The 16,812-nt window shown below is 61.5% G+C and carries 21 protein-coding genes; 8 read left to right on the forward strand and 13 right to left on the reverse strand.

Annotated elements, in window-relative coordinates; genetic code table 11:
- Positions 1-60: 60 nt before the first annotated feature.
- The 3 genes from QCL51_RS11005 to QCL51_RS11015 form a co-directional block, all read right to left on the reverse strand.
- A complete protein-coding gene (locus QCL51_RS11005; protein ID WP_021782283.1) occupies positions 61-753 on the reverse strand; it encodes a DUF421 domain-containing protein in 693 nt (230 codons plus the stop codon).
- 95 nt (positions 754-848) lie between these two features.
- Entirely contained in the window at positions 849-1,619 is a 771-nt protein-coding gene (locus tag QCL51_RS11010; protein WP_021782284.1) for an SDR family NAD(P)-dependent oxidoreductase, read from the reverse strand.
- A 78-nt stretch (positions 1,620-1,697) separates the two neighbouring features.
- Complete coding sequence (locus QCL51_RS11015) at positions 1,698-2,189, reverse strand: DUF1543 domain-containing protein (RefSeq protein ID WP_338444842.1); 492 nt, start codon at positions 2,187-2,189, stop codon at positions 1,698-1,700.
- A 159-nt stretch (positions 2,190-2,348) separates the two neighbouring features.
- Between QCL51_RS11015 and QCL51_RS11020 the strand changes: the two genes are divergently transcribed.
- The 5 genes from QCL51_RS11020 to QCL51_RS11040 are packed head-to-tail and all read left to right on the forward strand — an operon-like array spanning position 2,349 to position 5,440.
- Entirely contained in the window at positions 2,349-2,885 is a 537-nt protein-coding gene (locus tag QCL51_RS11020; RefSeq protein WP_323600683.1) for a chalcone isomerase family protein, read from the forward strand.
- A 2-nt stretch (positions 2,886-2,887) separates the two neighbouring features.
- Positions 2,888-3,424 carry a DUF3833 domain-containing protein gene (locus QCL51_RS11025; RefSeq protein WP_019751189.1) on the forward strand — a complete coding sequence of 179 codons (537 nt, stop codon included), beginning with the start codon at positions 2,888-2,890 and terminating at the stop codon, positions 3,422-3,424.
- Positions 3,421-3,726 carry a DUF6482 family protein gene (locus tag QCL51_RS11030; RefSeq protein ID WP_021782287.1) on the forward strand — a complete coding sequence of 102 codons (306 nt, stop codon included), beginning with the start codon at positions 3,421-3,423 and terminating at the stop codon, positions 3,724-3,726. The genes QCL51_RS11025 and QCL51_RS11030 overlap by 4 nt, the downstream gene beginning before the upstream one ends.
- An 8-nt stretch (positions 3,727-3,734) precedes the next feature.
- The gene (locus tag QCL51_RS11035) at positions 3,735-5,261 is read left to right on the forward strand and encodes a cryptochrome/photolyase family protein (protein ID WP_338444843.1); all 1,527 of its coding nucleotides are present in this window, start codon (positions 3,735-3,737) and stop codon (positions 5,259-5,261) included.
- On the forward strand, positions 5,258-5,440 hold the full coding sequence (locus QCL51_RS11040) for a DUF2256 domain-containing protein (RefSeq protein ID WP_080671086.1): 183 nt from the start codon (positions 5,258-5,260) through the stop codon (positions 5,438-5,440). The genes QCL51_RS11035 and QCL51_RS11040 overlap by 4 nt, the downstream gene beginning before the upstream one ends.
- Here QCL51_RS11040 and QCL51_RS11045 read toward each other — a convergent pair.
- From QCL51_RS11045 to QCL51_RS11075, 7 genes are all read right to left on the reverse strand, one after another.
- A complete protein-coding gene (locus QCL51_RS11045) occupies positions 5,378-5,866 on the reverse strand; it encodes a DUF2878 domain-containing protein (RefSeq protein ID WP_274101555.1) in 489 nt (162 codons plus the stop codon). The genes QCL51_RS11040 and QCL51_RS11045 overlap by 63 nt on opposite strands.
- A complete protein-coding gene (locus QCL51_RS11050; protein ID WP_338444844.1) occupies positions 5,866-7,128 on the reverse strand; it encodes a cyclopropane-fatty-acyl-phospholipid synthase family protein in 1,263 nt (420 codons plus the stop codon). The genes QCL51_RS11045 and QCL51_RS11050 overlap by 1 nt, the downstream gene beginning before the upstream one ends.
- A complete protein-coding gene (locus QCL51_RS11055; protein WP_338444845.1) occupies positions 7,103-7,912 on the reverse strand; it encodes a DUF1365 domain-containing protein in 810 nt (269 codons plus the stop codon). Before QCL51_RS11055 ends, QCL51_RS11050 begins: the two co-directional genes overlap by 26 nt.
- Complete coding sequence (locus QCL51_RS11060; RefSeq protein WP_338444846.1) at positions 7,909-9,156, reverse strand: FAD-dependent oxidoreductase; 1,248 nt, start codon at positions 9,154-9,156, stop codon at positions 7,909-7,911. Before QCL51_RS11060 ends, QCL51_RS11055 begins: the two co-directional genes overlap by 4 nt.
- 6 nt (positions 9,157-9,162) lie before the next feature.
- Positions 9,163-9,915: an SDR family NAD(P)-dependent oxidoreductase gene (locus QCL51_RS11065; protein ID WP_275966644.1), complete on the reverse strand. Its 753-nt coding sequence runs from the start codon at positions 9,913-9,915 to the stop codon at positions 9,163-9,165.
- Positions 9,912-10,334 carry a nuclear transport factor 2 family protein gene (locus QCL51_RS11070; protein WP_338444847.1) on the reverse strand — a complete coding sequence of 141 codons (423 nt, stop codon included), beginning with the start codon at positions 10,332-10,334 and terminating at the stop codon, positions 9,912-9,914. The genes QCL51_RS11065 and QCL51_RS11070 overlap by 4 nt, the downstream gene beginning before the upstream one ends.
- A 104-nt stretch (positions 10,335-10,438) precedes the next feature.
- On the reverse strand, positions 10,439-10,885 hold the full coding sequence (locus QCL51_RS11075) for a PAS domain S-box protein (RefSeq protein WP_021782295.1): 447 nt from the start codon (positions 10,883-10,885) through the stop codon (positions 10,439-10,441).
- Positions 10,886-11,038: 153 nt separating this feature from the next.
- Between QCL51_RS11075 and QCL51_RS11080 the strand changes: the two genes are divergently transcribed.
- Positions 11,039-11,926 (forward strand): MerR family transcriptional regulator, encoded by an 888-nt coding sequence (locus QCL51_RS11080; protein WP_338444848.1) that lies wholly within the window; start codon positions 11,039-11,041, stop codon positions 11,924-11,926.
- A gap of 158 nt (positions 11,927-12,084) precedes the next feature.
- On the opposite strand, the gene QCL51_RS11085 is transcribed toward QCL51_RS11080, so the two are convergent.
- The 3 genes from QCL51_RS11085 to QCL51_RS11095 form a co-directional block, all read right to left on the reverse strand.
- A complete protein-coding gene (locus tag QCL51_RS11085) occupies positions 12,085-13,722 on the reverse strand; it encodes a mechanosensitive ion channel family protein (protein WP_338444849.1) in 1,638 nt (545 codons plus the stop codon).
- Positions 13,723-13,789: 67 nt separating this feature from the next.
- Entirely contained in the window at positions 13,790-14,149 is a 360-nt protein-coding gene (locus QCL51_RS11090) for a cupin domain-containing protein (protein ID WP_021782298.1), read from the reverse strand.
- Complete coding sequence (locus tag QCL51_RS11095) at positions 14,146-14,739, reverse strand: N-acetyltransferase (RefSeq protein ID WP_338444850.1); 594 nt, start codon at positions 14,737-14,739, stop codon at positions 14,146-14,148. The genes QCL51_RS11090 and QCL51_RS11095 overlap by 4 nt, the downstream gene beginning before the upstream one ends.
- A 376-nt stretch (positions 14,740-15,115) precedes the next feature.
- On the opposite strand from QCL51_RS11095, the gene QCL51_RS11100 reads away from it, so the two are divergent.
- Together QCL51_RS11100 and QCL51_RS11105 are read left to right on the forward strand one after the other, a co-directional pair.
- Positions 15,116-15,433 carry a helix-turn-helix transcriptional regulator gene (locus QCL51_RS11100; RefSeq protein WP_021782301.1) on the forward strand — a complete coding sequence of 106 codons (318 nt, stop codon included), beginning with the start codon at positions 15,116-15,118 and terminating at the stop codon, positions 15,431-15,433.
- Positions 15,426-16,700: a type II toxin-antitoxin system HipA family toxin gene (locus QCL51_RS11105; protein ID WP_274101568.1), complete on the forward strand. Its 1,275-nt coding sequence runs from the start codon at positions 15,426-15,428 to the stop codon at positions 16,698-16,700. The genes QCL51_RS11100 and QCL51_RS11105 overlap by 8 nt, the downstream gene beginning before the upstream one ends.
- Positions 16,701-16,812 lie beyond the last annotated feature (112 nt).

A 16,812-nucleotide genomic window follows, 5' to 3' on the forward strand; every position in this document is an offset into this window, starting at 1 on the left:
AGGGCCTGCAAACAGCGAGCAAAGTTCCTGCTCGATGCTTGGCGGTATGGGGAGAACAGGCTAACGGTTGCGCACGGTATCCAATGCAGGCGACCAGACCGTATGACCGCAACGTGAACACGCCAGGGTGTCGTGAGGCTCATGGTAGGCCGGAAAACCGCAGTTCACGCAGCAATGCAACCCGGCGCCGGGCGGTGATCTGTACTCTGGGCGATGCTCGAACGGCAGCACTGAGAGGCCTGGACGTGTGTCTTGCTGATCGTAGAAATACAAACTGAGATCACCATCGGTTTCCAGAAGGCCCAGTCGAACCTGGCCCAGGTGCTCGACACCTTGCTGGCGTAGCTCCATGAACAGCTCATTCGGTGAAATGTTCATGTGACGCAGCGAATGGATTTCGTACATGCCATCTTTCACTACCGTGACTGGCAGCCCGTCGATCCAGGCCTCGCAGGTTCTGTTTCGCCTCATGAGGTAGACCGTTCCTCGGTAAAGCATGAACAGTGTGAGGAAAACCAAGGCCACCGGCAGCAGCGGTACATCTTCATAAAAGGTTACATCGCCGGCCGCTGAGCCTAGAGTGAGAATGACCACGAGCTCGAACCGGGACAGCTGTCTGATACCGCGCCGACCACTGAACTTCAGAAAAAAGAACACGGCCAGGAAGGCCGCTGAAACACGAACAGCAACTTCCAGCAGAAAGGTAAAAGGGAAGTCGCCTATCAGCATCCGTTGCAGATCAAACGAAACCATTCGTTCCACCCTTCCTTCTGCCGTTGTCAGATAAAGGGTTGACCCCTCTCGCTCAGAGCTGGTTCATCGACTTTGCCTGGAACTCTCCGCGCGCGTCACCAGGGAATCGGCGTGCCATCCCACGCCCAGAACGTTCCGCTCTGCGCCGGGCCGTGACGGCTCACAAGTGCCAGGATGCAGGTGGCGGCAAACGCGGGCGAGAACAGTTTGTCTGGCGCCACGTTGCCCTGAAAGGGTCGGGAAAGCTGGGTGTCGGTGGTGCCGGGATGCAATGCAAGTACCGTTGACGCGGGGTTCAGTCGCTTCAGCTCTATGCTTGCAGTGCGCAGAAGCTGGTTGAGCGCGGCTTTGCTGGCACGGTAGCTGTACCAGCCCCCCAAATGATTGTCGCCGATCGACCCGACCCGCGCCGACAAGGCGACGAAGGCCATCGGTTGCCGACGCAGCAGCGGCAGCAAATGCTTGAGCAGCAGAACAGGGGCGAAACAGTTGGTGGTGAAACTGCTCAGCAACCCCGCCATATCAAGCTGGTTCAGCGCTTTTTCAGCCCGTGCCGGGCCTTCTTGCAGCACGCCAAGCGTGCTGAAGACCAGGTTCAGCTGGTCGCAGCAGGCGCCAACCTGTGCTGCCAGAGTGTGCAGTGCCTGCTCGGATCGGGCGTCGCAGTCGAGGCGAACCAACCGTCGTCCGTGCTCTGTGAACAAGGTATCCAGCGCAGGGCTGGTGGTGGCTCGTCGCGAAACGGCGAACACCAGCCCGATGTCATCGCGCGCCAGCAACTGCGTGCACAATGCCAGGCCAATCCCTTCACTGGCCCCGCAGACCAGCACGTTGGCGGGTGTGTGAAGGTCGTTTATCAGGCTCATCGGCGTGTCCTCTTGGCTGGGCGCTGGCGCTTCGTCCTGTGATGCCTGCCAACGTTCTTGCACATGGCAGGGGCGAGCTCACAGCAGGATATAGTCGCTGTACTGCCGTAAGCCGTCATGGGACCCTTCGATCAAGTGCACGTAACGGTCGTTCACCCAGTCGATCGGCAGGCAATCGTCGACGTCCAGTACCGCGTCGGTATGCGGCTTGAGCCAGTCTGCCTGCAGGCGCTGTTTGCCCAGTTGCCTGGCCTCGGCCTTGTCCTTCGCCACCACTAGCAGGTAGCGGTGTGCCTCGCCAAACACCCTGGGCTCGTAGCCGCCAAGGTTGATGAAGAACAGCCTGGGATCGTGTGGGCCAGGCGCTACCTGGCTGAACGCGACGCGGTAGCGGTCAATACCGTCGACTTCCATCCATGCGTCGATGTGCAGGCCCGTTCGGCTCCCGAACCAGGCTTGGCGCAGATGTGGGTGTGCCTGTTCAAGTGAGTCCGCCTGCGCGAACACCACGTCGTGGACCTCGATATTGGCCCGTGGGTGGCGTCCACCGAGCATGACGACGTACAGCATGAGCAATTCCTTCTATCTCGACGTTCATGGTTTTTCGATAACGGAGCGCGAGGCTTGCAGAAACGTGCATGCCAGGCATTAAATTCTGTACATTTCCCATCAAATATCTGTACACGTGTCTACTATTGTATAGTATTTCTCGAAGTGCTCGAGGTCAGAATGGCGCACCCTGCACGTTGGACCTGTTTGTGCCTGCTGCTAGCCGCCATGTCGTCGGCGGCAGACTGGCGAGCGGAGCTGCCTGCGGCGCAACGGCTGGGCGCCGGTGATTTCACCTGGTTTGGCCTGCGGCTGTACACCGCCCGGTTATGGGCAGTTGGCCCGGTTCAGGGCTGGAACCAGCCGTTCGCCCTTGAACTGCTCTATCACCGGTCATTGTCCAGGGACACGCTGGTCAAGGCCAGCCTCGAGGAAATGCAACGCCTGGATGGCGGCAGCATGACGGCACAGCAACGCGCGGCATGGACCAAGGCGATAGAGCAGGCATTCGTGGACGTGAGCCCTGGCATGCGCATCACGGGCTTGTACCTGCCGGGGAAGGGTTGCCGCTTTTACGTCGACGGCAAACTGAGCCACGCGATCAACGATCCGGTGTTCGCCCGGGCCTTCTTCGCCATCTGGCTCGACCCGCGGGCCAGAGACCCCCAATTGCGTCAGCGGCTGCTTGGGCTGGCTGGCGATGACCGAGGAGCCTGAACATGTACAAAGCGCTGTTGCTGGCTGCCTGCCTGCTTCTGGGCAGTTGTGGCAATGTCGGTGTCGAGCACTATGCCCAGGAGCAGCCGAAGCTGGACCTGGCGGCGTTCTTCTCGCGCCCGGTTCAGGCGTGGGGGATGTTCCAGAAGCGTTCCGGGGAGGTGGTCAAGCGCTTCCATGTGCGCATCGACAGCCGCCGCGAGGGTGAGCGGCTGATCCTCGACGAACATTTTCTCTATAGCGATGGTACACGCCAGCAGCGGACCTGGACGCTGGTGCCGGACGGCCCCGGGCGCTGGCGGGGAACAGCGGGGGACGTGATCGGCGAGGCGCGTGGCGAAGTGGCGGGCAACGCGCTGCGATGGCGTTACCAACTGGACCTGCCGGTCGATGGGCGGCACTGGCAGGTAGACCTGGACGACTGGATGTACCTCATGGATGACGACACCCTGATCAACCGCTCGAGCATGAGCAAACTGGGCGTGGAGATTGGTCAGATCACCTTGTTCTTCCGCCGCCTGCCAGAGGGCACACCATGAACCTGAACGCGCTGACCCAGCTGGTTTCGACCGGCGAAGCCAAGGAACTTGAACTGCTGTCGCTGGAGGGGGGCTTCTACCTCCTGCGTGCCCTGACCGACGCCGGCCCCGTGACATTGAGCGATGCCCAGGGGCAGCCCGTGCGCGTGCGCTCCACGACCGAACTGCGGCAGTTGCTGGCCGACCTGCCGCCGGTGCCGTGCATGCTGGTGCAGCAGGTGGTGCACGATGAGATGTGCGGGCAGCGCGACGGCCCCATCGCGCCGCTGCGCGTACCGGTAACGCTCACCAGCCAGTGGTAGCCCGGACGATGCGCCTGGGCCTGGTGCTGGGTGACCAACTGTCGTTCGACCTGGCAAGCCTGGCGTCCCTTGACCCTGCTCGCGATGCGGTCCTGATGGCGGAAGTGGAGGGGGAGGCCAGATACGTACCGCATCATCCGCTGAAGATCGTTCTCATCTTCAGCGCCATGCGCCATTTTGCCCAGGCCCTGCGTGAACGGGGTTGGCAGGTGCACTATGTCAAGCTGGACGCCGAGGGTAACAGCGGCAGCATCGTGGGTGAGTTGCGTCGTTGGCAACAAACCTTGGGCGCCACCCACATCCACCTGACCGAGTGCGGGGAGTGGCGCCTGGAGCAGGCCTTGCGTGATGCCGCACTGCCGCTTGTGTGGTTTCGCGACACGCGTTTTCTGTGCTCCCGTGAAGCCTTCGGGCGCTGGGCCACAGAACGTCGCCAGCTGCGTATGGAGCACTTCTACCGTGGCATGCGCAAGCGGACCGGCCTGCTCATGGAGCCTGACGGCAGCCCGGCAGGTGGGGCCTGGAATTTCGATGGCGACAATCGCAAGCCATTGCCACGGCACCTGCGTGGCCCGTTCGCTGCGCATTTCGCGCAGGACGACATCACGGCAGCGGTGGTGGCCTTGGTGCGTCAGCGCTTCAGCGACCACTACGGGGGCGTCGACGGTTTCGACTACCCGGTGACCCACGCCGAGGCACAACAGTTGTGGCAGCATTTTCTGGATTTCGGCCTGGCGGCTTTCGGTGACTACCAGGACGCGATGGCCGAAGGCGAGCCGTACCTGTTTCATGCGCGCATCAGTGCGGCGCTCAATATCGGGCTTCTGGATGTGCGTCGTCTGTGCGACGACGTCGACAAAGCCTGGCGCGAGGGGCGGGTGCCGCTCAATGCAGCTGAAGGCTTCATTCGCCAGCTGATCGGCTGGCGTGAGTATGTGCGAGGCATCTATTGGCAGCGCATGCCGGCGTATGCCGGGCTCAATCACCTGAACAACGACCGGGCGCTGCCAAAATTCTACTGGACCGGGCGCACCCGCATGCGCTGCATGGCGCAAGCCATCGGGCAAACCCTGCGGTTGGGCTACGCTCACCATATTCAGCGGTTGATGGTTACCGGCAACTTCGCCTTGCTGGCCGGTATCGTGCCAACCGCAATTTGTGAGTGGTACCTGGCGGTCTACATGGATGCCTTCGAGTGGGTCGAACTGCCCAACACGCTTGGCATGGTGATGCACGCCGACGGCGGCTACCTGGGGTCCAAGCCGTATTGCGCCAGTGGTCGTTATATCCAGCGTATGTCCGATCATTGCAAGGCTTGCAGTTACAAGGTTGACCAGGTGACCGAAGAGGATGCCTGCCCGTTCAATGCCTTGTATTGGCATTTTCTCATTCGCCATCGCCCCCAGCTCTCGGCTAACCCGCGCCTAACCCTGGTCTATCGCAGCCTCGATGGCATGCCCCCTGGCCGTCGCGATGCCGTGTGGCTACGTGGCCAGTCATTGTTGGCGCGGCTCGATGCGGGGCAGGCGTTATGAAAAAGAGCTTTCTGCCCAGCAAGGTTTGCGTGGTGTGTGGCCGGCCATTCAACTGGCGCAAGCGTTGGGCACGTTGCTGGGAGCAGGTGCGCTACTGTTCCGAGCGATGCCGCCGGTCAGCGCCTCGCCGCGACCCGCACCAGCAGCGGCAAGGCCAAAGCCCATATCGGCATCAGTAGCAGGCCGGTTTCCAGCGCGCCCAATGGCAAGGCGACATCTGCCAGCCTGGCGCCGCCTACATAGGCCAGAGGGCCGCCAATCGCCCCCAGCAGTGCACCGCTTCGCCAGTGCCTGCCGGCCCATGCCAGGCTGTGACGCATACCGCTGGCCAGCACCAACCACAGCAGCGCTAGCCACAACGGCAGGGGCCTGGCGTCGAAACTGAACACACCCAGTGCTCCCAGCGCGCTGTCGAGCACGCAGCCGATAAAGGTGACGCGCAACAGAGCCTTGACCTCGGCATCGATGTCCGGGCACAGGCGCAGGTGCACAGCCACGCCCGGAATCACCAGCAGCAACAGCAAGGGCCGCTCGGCGCCCAGCACGCAGATCCACCAGCCGGCTTGCAGCCAGAGGGCATTGCCGATCAGCCAGCGGCTGGGCATCAGGCACCGCCAGGCAAGGGCGCGCGGCGTGCCTGGGGCGCTGCCCAGAGTAGGTGTGCTACGCCAATGGCGCGCTCCTCGAAACCGCCTTGGCAGTAGCAAAGGTAAAACTCCCACAGGCGCTGGAACATGTCGTCGTAGCCAAGGTCCGTCAGCGCGGTGCGAGCCTGACGCAGGTTTTCGCGCCAGTGCCGCAGGGTGTGGGCGTAGTCCAGGCCAAAATCTTCCATGTGCACAAGGTTCAGGCCAGTGTGCCGGCTGGCGGTGTCGAGCAACACGCTCAGCGAAGGCAGGGCGCCACCGGGGAAGATGTAGCGCTGGATAAAGTCGACCGAGCGTTGCGCCTGGGCATAGCGCTGGTCGCGGATGGTGATCGCCTGCAATAGCATCAGGCCTTCAGGCTTGAGCAGCGAAGCACACTGGCGGAAATACACCGGCAGGTAGCGATGACCGACCGCTTCAATCATCTCGATCGAAACCAGTTTGTCGAACGTGCCTTGAAGGTCGCGGTAGTCTTCGCGGAGCACTTGCACACGCGGCTCCAGCCCCAGGGCCTGAACGCGCTTCAGGGTATGGCTGTACTGCGCCTCGGAGAGCGTCGTGGTGGTGACCTTGCAGCCGTAACGGGTGGCTGCGTGGATAGCGAGGCTGCCCCAGCCGCTGCCAATTTCCAGCAGGTGATCGTCAGGGCTCAGCTCGAGTTTTTGGCAGATGCGCTCCAGCTTGTGCAACTGGGCCTGCTCCAGTGATTGGTCAGGGTGTTCGAACTGCGCAGCCGAATACATCATGGTGGGGTCCAGCAGCCGCTCGAACAGGGCATTGCCCAGGTCGTAGTGCGCCAGAATGTTGCGCCGGGCACCGCGTTTGTCGTTGCGGTTGAGCCGGTGCAGCAGGCGCAGGGCAGGGCGCCCCAAGCGGGCCAGGCCGCCCTCGAGCGCGTCGAGCACTTCAAGGTTGGCGACGAACAGGCGGGTCACCAGCGCCAGGTCGGGGCTGCGCCAATAGCCGTGAATGTAGGCTTCGCCCGCACCGATCGAGCCATTGCCGGCGATCAGGCTCCAGGTGGCGTCATCTAGGATTTCCACCTCGGCCTGCAACGGGCTGTCGGCATCACCGAAACTCCACTGCTGCCCGTGGCTGAGCAGGCGCAGGTGGCCGTGACGCAGCTTGCCCAACTGGGCGAGCACGGCGCTTCGTGCCAGCCCGCCGAGCAGTGGCGCAAGGCCTGCGAACTTGCTAACGCTCAGGGTGGGATTCGACATCATCAAGGTCCTCGCAAGGTTGGCCGAGTGCCAGGTCACCCTGGCAGGCGGTGTGGTCATGCACGGGCGTGCGTTTGAGTAACAGACGGAGCGCTTGCCAGTAGATGGCCGAGACGGTGCGCAGGCTCATCCACGGGAAGTTCAGGACATACCGACGCAGCGCGGTTCCATCCAGTGGCGTGCGGCGCAAGGCGAGGTCGGCTTCGAACACCTTTGTGCCGCCTTGCCAGTTCTGCATGTGAATGCGCACATGGTCCGCGTCCAGGAAAAAGCGCAGGCGATAGTCCATGTCCAGCGGCATGAACGGCGACACATGGAAGGCCTTGCCGACGCTGAAGGGCCTGGCAAGGTTGCCTTGCACCGGTAGCACGTAATGAAAGCGTTCACGCCAGGGCGTGTTGCGCACTTCCATCAGGATCGCGGTCAGGCACCCGTCGCGGTCATGGCAGAAATAGAAACTCACCGGGTTGAACGACAGCCCCCAGCAACGCAGTTGCGTGAGCAGCTGTACCCGGCCTTCGGGCAGGTGCCCCGTCGCCTGCCCGACCAGCAAGCGTGCAGCCTGGGCCAGCGATTCGCCTTGGCGGGTTAGGGCGGGCAGGTAGTCGGTCTCGCGCCAGCACAACGGCGCCAGGCGCCAGCGCCCCAGCCAGCGTGACAGGCCCATCAGCCAGGTTTGTTCGTCCAGGTCCAGGTAGAACATGCCGATCCGGTAGCGAAACGCGTGGACCCGCGGCGTCAGCCGACGGTGGCTGATCCAGCCCAGGCAGAGGCTGCTGTTCACAGTTGCTCTCCGAAATGCGCGGCCACTTTCAGTGCGCTGACCACCCCGTCTTCATGAAAGCCATTGCCCCAGTAGGCACCGCAGAAATAACTGTGCTGTTGCCCTTGCAGTTGCTCCTGGCACGCTTGCGCGGCGGACGCTGCAACGCTGTACTGGGGATGGGCGTACTGGAAGCGGGCGATGACCTGCGCCGGGTCTATCAGTGCGGTCTGGTTGAGGCTCACGCAGAAGGTTGTCGGTGCCTGGATACCTTGCAGAATGTTCATGTTGTAGGTCAGCGCGGCAGGAGCCTGCTCTGGGCCGCCCAGGCGGTAGTTCCAGCTGGCCCAGGCGCGCTGGCGACGTGGCAGCAGCCGGGTATCGGTGTGCAGCACCACGTCGTTGCTGGCGTAACCGATGGCGCCGAGTACGGCGCGCTCCTGGTTGCTGGGGCTTTCCAGCAGTGCCAGGGCCTGATCGCTGTGGCAGGCGAACACCACATTGTCGAAACGTTCGGTGCCGGCCGCGCTCACAAGGGTCACCCCACCTTCGTCGCGGCCGACCCGGTAAACCTTGCAGTTGAGGCGAATGCGCTCGGCGAACGGTCGGCACAGCGGCGCGACATAGCTGCGCGAGCCGCCTTTGATCACCCGCCACTGTGGGCGTTGGTTGACCGACAGCAAGCCGTGGTTGCGGCAGAAGCGCACGAAGAACTCAAGCGGGAAGTGGAGCATGTCTGCGCGAGACATCGACCAGATCGCCGACCCCATCGGCACGATGTAATGATCGATGAAGCGCTGCCCATAGTGATTCGCCTGAAGGTAGGCGCCCAGCGTGGTGCTGGCATCGATACGCTGGCTGTCCAGGTCGGCCAGTGCCTGACGGTTGAAACGCAGAATGTCCCGGATCATCCCCCAGAACCCTGGGGACACCAGGTTGCAGCGTTGGGCGAACAGTGTGTTCACGTCGTGGCCGTTATATTCCAGGCCCGTGATCGGGTCATGCACGGAAAAGCTCATCTCGGTCGGCTGCGATGGCACCTGAAGCTGGTCGAGCAAGCGGATGAAGTTCGGGTACGTCCAGTCGTTGAAGACGATGAAACCGGTATCTATTGCATGGCGCTGGCCTTTCCAGACCACATCAAGGGTGTGTGTGTGCCCCCCAATCCATTGCTCGGCCTCGAAAACCGTGACTTCGTGCTTGCGTGACAGCAAATGGGCGCAGGTCAGCCCCGCGATGCCACTGCCGATGATTGCTATACGCATGGATCATCATTCCTGTTCATGACGGGCGAGGCGTTGGCCCAGCGCCAGGCGCAGGCGCGCGGGCAGCGCCCCGAGCAGGCGCAACACCAAGGTGAAAAGACCGGGGAAGTTGATTTCCAGGGGACGGCGGGGCAGGCGCCTGGCGATATGCCGGGCGGCACGCTGCGCAGACCACAGCTGTGGCATGGGGAAATCGTTGCGGCGGGTCAGTGGTGTGTCTACGAAACCTGGGCTTACCAGGGTGACCGCGATGCCTTCGCGAGCCAGGTCGATTCGCTGCGACTCCACCAGATAGCGCACCGCGGCCTTGGACGCGCCATAGGCGCCAGCACGGGGCAAGGCCAGCCAGGTTACCGAACTGCCCATCACCACCAGGTGGGGGCGTTGGCCGGCGCGAAGCAAGGGCAGTGCCGCCGCCAGGCAGTAGCTGACGCCCAGCAGGTTGGTGCGCATGACGCGCTCGACCAACGCCGGATCGAAATGCCCCGGCTCCAGGTATTCGCAGGTGCCGGCATTGAAAATGGCCATGTCCAGGCCTCCCCAGGCCTGCTCGATATGCGCAGCGATGCCGGCGACCTGCTCCGGGTTGTCAAGATCGCCAATCGCCAGCAATACCTGCCCGGGAAACCGTTCGGCCAGCGGGGCAAGGCGGTCGGCGTTGCGCCCGCCCAAGGCCACCTGGTGGCCTTGCTCCAGGAGGATTTGCGCGAGCGCGGCACCGATCCCGCTGCTGGCGCCGGTCAGCCAGCAGCGGCTCATGCCAGCCTGCCTTTGAGCCAGCGGATCGCAGTGCCCATGACGGGAAGGTGCTCATAAAGCAGGGCACCGGCGTCGAAATAGTCCTGGTGAAAATGCACACGGTCGCGCCAATGCAGGCAGCTGCACCCCTGCAACGTGATCGGCTGGCCGCCAGCCAGGCGCGGGTGGCAAAACTGTAGCGTCCAACGCAGGTAGCCCTGCCCGGGCCTTACCTCGTCAGCGCTGGTGAAGGCGTAGCGGATATCGTTGGCGTTGGCGTACAACTGCTCGAAGTAGGCGCGCAGGGCCTGCAGCCCCTGTATCTGGTGCAGGGGGTCACGAAAGGTGACATCTTCGCTGTACAGTTTTTCCAGCGTGTCGAGGTTAGCCCCATCAAGGCGGGCGAAGCGCTCGGCGAATTGCTGTAAGTACGCTGACATACTGGGCTCCAGACAATCCTGTACAAAATCGTATTGCTGTACAGGTATAACTGAAGCCTAAGCCTTAATCTATACAAGTCAACGTTCTTGTATAGGTTTTTTTGTCAGCGCTTGGCCTGGCCCTGTTGCCGGCGCAGTTCCGTCACTTCAGCCTCCAGCTCGCGAACCCTTTCCTCGGCGAATACTTGCGCTGTGACATCGCGCTGGATGCCGATGTAGTAGGTCAGCTGGTCCGCCTCGTTGTGCACGGGTGTGATGGACAACTCATTCCAGAACAGGCTGCCGTCCTTGCGGTAGTTGCGCAGCACCTGGCAGCAGGGGCGGCCTTCGCGAATCGCTTCGCGGATGATTGCGATGCCCGGCTGGTCGTGATCCTCGCCCTGAAGAAAACGGCAGTCCTGATAAAGGATATCGTCGGCGCTATAGCCGGTCAGGCGCTCGAAGGCCGGGTTGACGTAGATAAGGATGCTCTCATTGCCTTCCTGTTCGGCGACGACGATGCCATCGTTGGAATGCTCGACCATCAGTTGCAGGAGTTTTGCGTTGATCATGGGGCTCACCTACAGACATTTCGTATGCGATGTGCGCCGAAGGCTTCAGTGCAGAAGCTTTTGGCGCTGTTTGTTGCATGATGAACCAAGGAGGCTCGCCGCAGAAGGTGCATCTGGGTTTAGAATATGCAACCACCTGGATGACCCCTCGTTATGACCGACGCCACCCCACCCGAATTGCTACCCATGCGCGATGTGGTCAGCCTGACCGGCATCAATCCGGTGACCTTGCGTGCCTGGGAGCGGCGTCATGGGTTGATACACCCGCAGCGCACCGAGGGCGGCCATCGCTTGTACACGGCCCAGGATGTGCAGCGCATACGCGACATCTTGCGCTGGACCGCCAACGGCCTGCCCATCAGCAAGGTTGGCGACAGGCTCGCCGGCCAGCCTGTGGCGCCTGTGCAGCAGCCCTCGGCCTTTGACGACTGGCGCGCCGCCGTTGCGCGTGCCTCCAAGGCATTCGATGCGCAGGCGCTGGAAGCTATACATGGACAGCTGTTCACACTTTTGCCAAAGGCCACTGTGCTGCAGGACGTGCTGATGCCGGTTTGGCATGAGCTGGCTTCAGGCACTGCGCCAGGCCAGCGTAGCCAATGGCTGTTTCTCGATACGTTCTTGCGCGCCCGCCTGCTGCTGCGCTTGCAGATGAACCAGGCCGATGCGCCACGGGTGCTGCTGGCAGGTACCGAGGGGCAAGCCGAATGCCAGGTGTTGTGCGCCGGGCTGCTGTTGAGCAGTGAGCAACAACGCATTGAAGTGCTCGGCTGCGGGCAGCCCCTGGAAGAGCTCCCGCTGCTGTGTGCGGCGATGCAGCCTGCGGCACTGGTGATCGCGCTGCAGCCACCGGTGAGCCCTGCCTTGGCCAAGCGCTTGCGCTCGCTGCAGATGGAAATTGCTTGTCCGCTGGCCTTGACAGGCGAGGGGCTGGCCGGTGTGCAGGCTGCCTTGCACGGGCTGCCGGTGTGCCTGCTGGACGAGCATGGTGCTGACGTCGCGCGCGTGCTTGACGCCTTGCTCCGAGGGGCGCTGGACCTTTGAGTTTGGTTCTGCGCCGTGCTCAAAGTGGTTGGGTGCATAGCGGGTTGGTGATGGGGGCGCTGCTCGGCACGCTTTGGACCCCTATCGGTTTCACCGTCTCCAATGCCCTGGTGGCGCTCTATAGGCCGGTGATCGACCGGCACCCGAGGCCTCATTGCTCACGCGGGGTTTTCAGGTTTGGACGGGACCGCGTACCACTGCTCCTTGGGCACCCATTTAGGTTGCTCGGGATCGCCCAGGTAGTGAGGCGACATGATTTGCACGCCATACTCGTTGAACACGTCCTGGATATTGGCGTGCAACAGGCTCAGTAGCTGCGCGCGTGGCCTGGGCTCAGACGGAATGGCCTGGGCCACTAATCGATACTCGGGGTAGAAGTCTGACAGCGCCGTCTGGAATACCTGGGGCGCGGGCGTTTGCAGCACGCCTTCGGTGCGCCGAGCCGCTTCCAGCAACATCGCCTCGACCTGACGCCAGGGGGTGTCGTAGCCGATGGTCACCACGGTATCGACCACATAGCCTGGCCCTTCCACGATACGCGAGTAGTTCTTGGTCACCGAGCCGGTAATCATTGAATTGGGAAGTGTCAGCACTTCGCCAAGCCCGGTGCGTATGGTTGTGGTGAAGATGCCCACTTCGGTCACCGTGCCCTCGTAATCGCCCACACGTACAAACTCACCGACGCGCATCGTGCGTGTGTAGGTAAGGATCAATCCGGCGGCCCCTTGGCCGATGACACTGGTCGCCCCCAGTGAAATCATCAGACCGAGCAACACCGAGAGCCCCTTGAAGGCATCGGTACCCGAGCCGGGTAGATAGGGGTAGGCCATCACCAGGGCGAATAGCCAGATCGCCAGCGACGTCAGGCGCATGGTCGGTTGCAAGGTTTCGGCGGTCAGCCATTTCAACGTGCCCGGGCGTGCCATGCGCCTTAGCACACGTTTGGAGAAGGCGCTGATACCACGGGCGATGAAGAAGATCGACAGCGCAACTACCAGGCCGGGCATGGCACGTAAAATGCCGCTGATCAGGTAGTTGAGCAGTTCCATCAGGTGGATATTGAGGCTTTCACCCCAAGACCTTGTGTAGGGGAACTGAGACAGCACGAAGCCCAGCCACTGGTAGCAGAACAACAACACGACCAACCAGTACAGCAGCCAGAGTGAGCGGTCGATCAGGTAGTACAGGTTCTGCAGGTCGAACAGTTGCGTATGGCCGACCTTGAGGCGCTCGGAGTGTTTGCCCATCAGTTTGGGCAGCAGTCCCAAGAGCTTGCGTCGACAGTAGCCTGCGGCCTTTACCAGCATGAAGAACACCAGGGTTGCCGCAGCGCTGTAGCCTATCGCAGTGAGCAAAAAGCGCAGGCTACGCGCCTGACGGGTTTCCTCGACGACAAGGCGCAGGTTCTCGGCGGCCTGCTCGGCAGCTTCGCCTGCTGTAATGCTATCGGCCGCAGCATCCAGCGGCGTCACGATGAATGCACGGCGCCCGCCCAGCAGCACCAAGTAGCTGTGCAGAATAGGGTCTACGCGAACCTCCAGGTCGTTTGTTTCCTGGAGTGTTTCCTCGATGACCTTCTTGGCGCGCTGGGCGCGCACCTTGGGTGTTTCGCCCAGCAGCGTCGCACGAAAGACCAGCACCGTGCGGTTGATGACGGTCAGCGGAGCGGGCTCGGCAATCACACCCTCGACCTCTGGCCCGGACTGAGGGGTGTCCGCATGGAGCAGGGGCGAGAACAGCAAGTGGGTCAGTAGCAATAGCCAAGCAGCCCGTCCGAACCTGCGCTTCTTGCCCATTTGACAGCCCCTGTGCCGGCGTGTGGATTGCTACCAGCATAGTCGGCTTCAGCCAGCATTCAGTGGCTTAGTTCGCGGGCAAGAGGATCACGAAGTTCTTCTTCATGTCTTCCACTACGGTCCATTTGCCCTTGGCGCCCGGTTCGATAATGAACGTGTCGCCAGCGGCCAGTTTGACCGGGGCGCAACCCTCAAGCTCGATGATGCAGCATCCACTCAAAACGTGGCAGAACTCCCAGACTTTGTAGTCAATGCGCCACGCCCCGGTGCTGGCTTCCCATTCTCCGGAAATGCGACCTTGCTGTTCATCGTGATAGTACTTGGACGTCAGCGTGTGAGGAGTACCTTCCAAAACTTCTTCAAAGAAGGGCAGGTCGCGCAGCGGTTGGATATCCAGTTCGCGGAACACGGTCAGTTTCTGGTTCATGGCTGTTTCTCGAGCACGTTGTGAGTAGGGCGATACATTAAATAGGCTTCACCGGTTACACCGAGCATCGGGTGCGGAACGATCTGGCAGGTTTTCACGATCTGAAATCCATGACGTTCGTAGAAGCGGCGTGCACCGTGGTTTTCTGCGTAATCGATCAGGCACAACCCATCGAGGCCAGCGTCGTCAGCGCGCTGCTGGGCGTGGCGAAGAAACTGGGCGCCCAGCCCCTGGCTCCGCCAGGCCTCATCCAGTGCCAGGCTGGATATGTACAAGGTATCGGGTATTTCCATGTCGGAATAAGGCGCGAGGACGGGGTCGGTCTCGGCTGGCCTGTCAGGCGTCGCGCGCAAGACATAGCTATGCATCATGCCGATGACGCGCCCTTCGAAAGTGGCCATCAGGCAGTTCTTGCATGAAAAGTCGCCCTGTTCTCTGGCATAGCGAGACGCACCGACACTCAGCAGTGCTTCTCCGGGGGCAGCGAGCTTGCTCCATATGTAATCGGCCATGCCCTCCGATGTCAGTTGAAAGAAGCGCGCAATATCATGCGCGTCCGAGACTCGAGCGGGTCTGAAGTCGATAGACATGTACAGTGCTCCCAAGGGGCCGCGTGGTCAGTTTGCAAGGCTTAAGCCTTTGGCTGCGGGGCAGGGTAGACGGTTTCAGCGGTTCCCATGATGCTCTGCGCGAACACCATCAACACGGCGTGCGACACTGCCCTCATGCCCACATGCACGTGGCGCTATAAAAGGTTCGGGTTGGCTTGGGTAATGGATCGTGCAAACCATTTCAAACCGCCGACGAAGCCTCTGTGCAAAGCGTCCGTAAATCCACTAAATTGTGGGTAAATGTAGAAACCAAGCGATAAGACGCAAATTAAGGGAATTAGCTCGCTTGATAGGGCCGGGCGTTAATTCTATAATTTTGTGGATTAACTGGCACAGAGCGGGCTAGGTATACACTATGTTGGATTTAAGCTTCAGCAAGCCGAGTGAGGTCGTGAAGCGCCTCTGCGATCGCTTGCGCACAGAGCGCTTGGCGCGGGACATGACACAGGCGGACTTGGCCGGGCGTGCCGGCATCGCTACAAACACAGTGTCCAACCTTGAAGCCGGGCGCAATGTCGGATTCGAGAACGTTGTTCGGGTGGCGATGGCGCTTGGCCGGACCAAGGAACTGGAAGGCCTGTTCCTGCCAAAACTGGACAGTATCGAGGATATCCGGCGCTACGAAAACAGCGCCAATCGTCTTCGTACCAAGAGGAAGCCCGGCAATGCTTGAGCAGGTGAACGTCTTCTACGAAGGGTGGGGGGAGCGATGGCAATGGGGCACGCTGGTCTCCACGACTGCCCTGACCGGTCGTCCACTGATTGTGTTCGAGTACAGCAATGAAGCCAGGCAAAGGGGCTTGGAGCTGTCGTCCTACACGCTGCCGCTGGAGGGGGCTCAACTGCGCCGAGACTTTCCAGACCACCAACTGTACTTGCCAGGGCCTGTTTACGACGCCTTGCCGGACGGATGGGGCATGTTGCTGATGGACCGTATGTTCAGGCGCCGCGGGCTCACCACAGCGCGCATCGGCTCACTGGAACGGCTGGCCTATATCGGTGGTAATGCCATGGGGGCCATGACGTTTGAACCCGTGGCGCCCGAAGGGCAGGCGTCTGAAGTCCACATCCCGCTGGAGCAGCTAGCCGCCGAAGTGCAGGAAGTGCTCCATGGAGACGGCGGTGAGTTCCTGCAGAGGTTGCTGCTGGTGGGTGGCTCGCCTCAAGGTGCAAGGCCTAAGGCCCTCGTCTATCGTGATCCCGAAACTGGCCGGTTTACAACTGCCGTGACGGCGGGCTTTGAGGCCTGGCTGGTCAAGTTCCCGGCCAAGGAAGAGCATGCCGAGGTGTGCGCTGTCGAAATGGTCTACGCCGAATGCCTGCGCATGTGCGGTATCGAGACCCCTGACACGCAGTACTTCAGCCTGCCTGATGGGTTGGCGGCGTTTGCCAGCAAGCGATTTGATCGTCAGGATGGCCTGCGCGTGCCCATGCAAAGCCTCGCGGCCTTCACGGGGGCGAGTTACCGGTCTCCAGGCGTGTTGGACTACGTCAATTTCCTGCGGGCAACCCAAATGTGTACCAACGACGTGCGAGAGATGGCGGTGGCCTTCGAACGTGCCGTCTTCAATGTAGCGTTCAACAACAGAGATGATCATCCCAAGAACTTTGCCTACGTCATGTCGCAGGACGGTCATTGGAGACTGTCGCCGGCCTACGATGTGACCTTTTGCGAGGGGCCAGGTGGATATCACCAGATGGATGTAATGGGGGAGGCCCTGTCGATTACCCGCACACAAATGCTTCGGCTTGCCGAGGAAGCCGAGGTGCCCCCGGAGGTTGCAGGCAGAATGATTGACGGCATTTGTGAGGTGGCTAGCCGGTTTTCAAGCATCGCCGAGAACCTGTACCCACAGGTCATTACGCCAGACACCTTGCGCACGATCCAAGGCCGCATCGATCAGAACGTAGCTCGGTTACAGGGCAGCGGTTGCCATTGAAGCAGGGAGGAGCGGGCGCTCAGTCGGCGGGCCGATTTTTGGCAAGGGAGATCGAAGGGCGGGATGGTGATGCCCTCATGGAGAGACTACCTAGCGGAAAAACGGCTCCAGG

It is taken from the genome of Pseudomonas sp. LTR0 (genome assembly GCF_036630035.1).
GTDB lineage: Bacteria > Pseudomonadota > Gammaproteobacteria > Pseudomonadales > Pseudomonadaceae > Aquipseudomonas > Aquipseudomonas putida_Y.

Excerpts from the sequence above, each read along its gene's own strand:
- QCL51_RS11005 (WP_021782283.1), bottom strand. The coding sequence starts at position 753 with ATGGTTTCGTTTGATCTGCAACGGATGCTGATAGGCGACTTCCCTTTT.
- QCL51_RS11010 (WP_021782284.1), bottom strand. The coding sequence starts at position 1,619 with ATGAGCCTGATAAACGACCTTCACACACCCGCCAACGTGCTGGTCTGC.
- QCL51_RS11015 (WP_338444842.1), bottom strand. The coding sequence starts at position 2,189 with ATGCTGTACGTCGTCATGCTCGGTGGACGCCACCCACGGGCCAATATC.
- QCL51_RS11020 (WP_323600683.1), top strand. The coding sequence starts at position 2,349 with ATGGCGCACCCTGCACGTTGGACCTGTTTGTGCCTGCTGCTAGCCGCC.
- QCL51_RS11025 (WP_019751189.1), top strand. The coding sequence starts at position 2,888 with ATGTACAAAGCGCTGTTGCTGGCTGCCTGCCTGCTTCTGGGCAGTTGT.
- QCL51_RS11030 (WP_021782287.1), top strand. The coding sequence starts at position 3,421 with ATGAACCTGAACGCGCTGACCCAGCTGGTTTCGACCGGCGAAGCCAAG.
- QCL51_RS11035 (WP_338444843.1), top strand. The coding sequence starts at position 3,735 with ATGCGCCTGGGCCTGGTGCTGGGTGACCAACTGTCGTTCGACCTGGCA.
- QCL51_RS11040 (WP_080671086.1), top strand. The coding sequence starts at position 5,258 with ATGAAAAAGAGCTTTCTGCCCAGCAAGGTTTGCGTGGTGTGTGGCCGG.
- QCL51_RS11045 (WP_274101555.1), bottom strand. The coding sequence starts at position 5,866 with ATGCCCAGCCGCTGGCTGATCGGCAATGCCCTCTGGCTGCAAGCCGGC.
- QCL51_RS11050 (WP_338444844.1), bottom strand. The coding sequence starts at position 7,128 with ATGTCGAATCCCACCCTGAGCGTTAGCAAGTTCGCAGGCCTTGCGCCA.
- QCL51_RS11060 (WP_338444846.1), bottom strand. The coding sequence starts at position 9,156 with ATGCGTATAGCAATCATCGGCAGTGGCATCGCGGGGCTGACCTGCGCC.
- QCL51_RS11065 (WP_275966644.1), bottom strand. The coding sequence starts at position 9,915 with ATGAGCCGCTGCTGGCTGACCGGCGCCAGCAGCGGGATCGGTGCCGCG.
- QCL51_RS11070 (WP_338444847.1), bottom strand. The coding sequence starts at position 10,334 with ATGTCAGCGTACTTACAGCAATTCGCCGAGCGCTTCGCCCGCCTTGAT.
- QCL51_RS11075 (WP_021782295.1), bottom strand. The coding sequence starts at position 10,885 with ATGATCAACGCAAAACTCCTGCAACTGATGGTCGAGCATTCCAACGAT.
- QCL51_RS11080 (WP_338444848.1), top strand. The coding sequence starts at position 11,039 with ATGACCGACGCCACCCCACCCGAATTGCTACCCATGCGCGATGTGGTC.
- QCL51_RS11085 (WP_338444849.1), bottom strand. The coding sequence starts at position 13,722 with ATGGGCAAGAAGCGCAGGTTCGGACGGGCTGCTTGGCTATTGCTACTG.
- QCL51_RS11090 (WP_021782298.1), bottom strand. The coding sequence starts at position 14,149 with ATGAACCAGAAACTGACCGTGTTCCGCGAACTGGATATCCAACCGCTG.
- QCL51_RS11095 (WP_338444850.1), bottom strand. The coding sequence starts at position 14,739 with ATGTCTATCGACTTCAGACCCGCTCGAGTCTCGGACGCGCATGATATT.
- QCL51_RS11100 (WP_021782301.1), top strand. The coding sequence starts at position 15,116 with ATGTTGGATTTAAGCTTCAGCAAGCCGAGTGAGGTCGTGAAGCGCCTC.
- QCL51_RS11105 (WP_274101568.1), top strand. The coding sequence starts at position 15,426 with ATGCTTGAGCAGGTGAACGTCTTCTACGAAGGGTGGGGGGAGCGATGG.